Genomic DNA, 1,762 nt, shown 5'->3' with positions numbered 1-1,762 from the left:
CGGGGAGTACGACCGCCCGGACCGGGAGCCGCGGCCGGACGCGCGGGTCTACCGGGTGGGGCCGGGGCAGCCGTACCACCGGATCATGGACGCCTACCGGGCCTGGCAGGACGACCGCCGGGCCGAGGGGAGCGGACCCGCCGGCATCGTCGAGATCACCCACAGCGGCGCCCACCAGGAGCAGCTGGACTTCGACCTCGACCCGGGCGACCGCCTCGAGGTCCGGGCCGCCGAGGGCGCCCGGCCGGTGATCCGGCTGCTCGACTGGTACAGCAACCGGCCGGACGCCCTCAACATCCGCGCGGTGGCGGACGGCTGCGCCCCGCACGAGCGTCCGCGCGTCGTCCTCGACGGCCTGCTGGTCGCCGGGCGCGGCATCAACGTCACCGGTCCCGTGGGCTCGGTCGTGGTGCGCCACTGCACGCTCGTGCCGGGCTGGTCGCTCGAGCCCGGCTGCGCGCCGCACTCCCCCGAGGAACCCAGCGTCGTCCTGGAACGCACCACCGCGTGCCTCCAGGTCGAGCACAGCGTCCTCGGCACCATCGAGGTCATCGGCGAGGAGGTGAGCGAGGACCCCCTGGAGATCCACCTGCGGGACAGCGTCCTCGACGCCACCGGTCACGACCGCCAGGCGCTGTCGGCGCCGGACTGCCGGCACGCCCACGCGGTGCTGCACCTGCACCGCACCACCGTCGTCGGGGAGGTCCGCACCCACGCGGTGCGGATCGCCGAGAACTCGGTGTTCACCGGGCAGCTGCACGTGGCCCGGCGCGGGATCGGATGCCTGCGGTACTCCTACGTGCCGCCCGGTTCCCGCACCCCGCGCCGCCACCGCTGCCAGCCCGACCTGGCCGGCCCCGAACGGGCGGGCCGGGTACGGCCGCTGTTCACCTCGGAGCGTTACGGGACGCCCGGGTACGGGCTGCTCGCCGACGCGTGCGCCGAGGAGATCCGGCGGGGCGCGGACGACGGCGCGGAGATGGGCGCCTTCCACGACCTGTACCGGCCGCAGCGCGAGGACGGCCTGCGGGCACGGCTCGCGCAGTACACACCCGCGGGCACGGACGCCGGGGTCTTCTTCGTGACCTGAGCCGCCGCCCCGTGACACCGAGCCGGCCCCGGATCCGGCACCCGTGCCGGATCCGGGCCGGATCCGGGCCGCACGAGCCACCGAACCCGCACGCACCTTCCCGACCAGGGGGACCTCCTCATGCACGCCGACCTCTCCCGCTCCACGTTCCGACCGGAGCGGCACTACTCCGCGGTCCTCGCCCAGCAGGGCCGCGTCCAGCTCGACGCCGACCTCAACGAGCAGGCCGCCATCCAGCTCCACCTGACCCGGGCCCTGGCCGCGGACCTGATCGGACCGCACGGCGGACCGGCCGGCGCGACCGGCTTCCGCATCGAGTACGTGGGCGGACGCCACGACCTCGACACCCTCTACATCCACGGCGGCCGCTACTACGTGGACGGCATCCTGTGCGACGCCACCCCGCCGGCGCCCGGTACGCCCGTGCCCGACGAGGACCGTGCCGAGGAGGAGGGCGCGGGGGCGCCGCCGCGTCCGCCCGCGCACTGGACCTACTGGGACCAGCCCGACGGGTTCCGCGACCCGGAGAAGCCCGGCGACCGGCTGCCCTCCCCCGCGCAGGCGCCGTTCCTGGCGTACCTGCGGGTGTGGGAGCGCTCGGTGACCGCGGCCGAGGACCCGGCGCTGCGCGAGGTCGCGCTCGGGGCGGCGATGCCGGACACGGCCGCCCGG

Annotated in this window: 1 protein-coding gene and 1 pseudogene; both read left to right on the top strand. The window is 75.9% G+C overall.

Annotated elements, in window-relative coordinates:
* Positions 1-1,090 (top strand): annotated as a pseudogene (locus HW445_RS29730) (hypothetical protein); the annotation flags it as partial.
* A gap of 120 nt (positions 1,091-1,210) precedes the next feature.
* A partial coding sequence (locus HW445_RS29725; RefSeq protein ID WP_257231368.1) for a DUF6519 domain-containing protein occupies positions 1,211-1,762 on the top strand: 552 nt, incomplete at its 3' end.

It is taken from the genome of Streptomyces sp. UH6 (assembly GCF_013421635.1).
Taxonomy (GTDB): Bacteria; Actinomycetota; Actinomycetes; order Streptomycetales; family Streptomycetaceae; genus Streptomyces; species Streptomyces abyssomicinicus.
The sequence above is the reverse complement of the archived record's forward strand: the minus strand, read 5'-3'. Positions and strand labels throughout refer to the sequence as shown.